The 772-nt window shown below is 78.0% G+C and carries 1 protein-coding gene; it reads right to left on the bottom strand.

What is annotated here, in order from left to right:
• Positions 1 to 235 precede the first annotated feature (235 nt).
• A partial coding sequence (locus V7E45_RS40385; protein ID WP_443056364.1) for an NPCBM/NEW2 domain-containing protein occupies positions 236 to 772 on the bottom strand: 537 nt, incomplete at its 5' end.

The following is a 772-nucleotide window of genomic DNA, read 5'->3' as shown; positions in this document are numbered from 1 at the left end:
GCCGCGACGGTCGCCTCGGCCCGCACCGGACGCCCGAGCCCGTCTGTCCGTCCGCAGAGCCGGCCGGCCGCGGCGGTCGCTGCCGGCCCGGACCGGAAGCCCGGCCCGGGTCGGCCGTCGGCCCGCCGCGAGGGCGCGGCAGCCGTCCCCCGGGCCCGCACACGCCCCCCTCGAACCGGAAACACCGTGGCGGAGCGCACCCGGGCCGCCTCGTGGGCGCCGGGGCGCCGACCCGCTAGCGGCAGGTGAACCTGGCCTCGGCCCAGTCCGCGAGGGCCGCCTGGGCGAAGACGTCGTGGTGCGGCTCCACGACGAGCCGTACCGTGCGGCGCCCGGCCAGGCCGACATGGACGGGCACCGCCTCGTCGTGGCCCTCGACCGGCGCGGACCGCCACAGCCGTACCCCGTCGGCGTAGACGGAGAAGGTGACCCGGCCGAGCCCGAGGGTCAGGTCGTCCACCCCCACCAGGGCGTCGTAGGACGTGCAGGGGCGGTTGAGGTCGACGGTGACGGAGGACCGGCCGTGCACGGTGACACCGCCCGCGTACCGTGTGCCGGCGACCGACATCCCGTGCCGCTTCCACACCCAGTCGCTCTCGCCCAGCCGCATCTCGGGCTTGGTGCCGTCCCCGCCGAAGTCGTACCTCAGCCCGTTCCACGCGTAGACGACAGGGGCCGGCGGAGGAGGGGGCGTGGGCGTCCGGTGCGGGCCGAGGCGACCGTCGCGGCCTCGCGGGTGGACGACGGCGCCGGTCGGCGGGCGGGCGTGGCC

It is taken from the genome of Streptomyces sp. IBSBF 3136 (assembly GCF_036815105.1).
In the GTDB taxonomy this organism is placed as follows: Bacteria; Actinomycetota; Actinomycetes; order Streptomycetales; family Streptomycetaceae; genus Streptomyces.
Note: the sequence above shows the minus strand (reverse complement) of the source record. Positions and strands in the feature narration are given on the sequence as shown.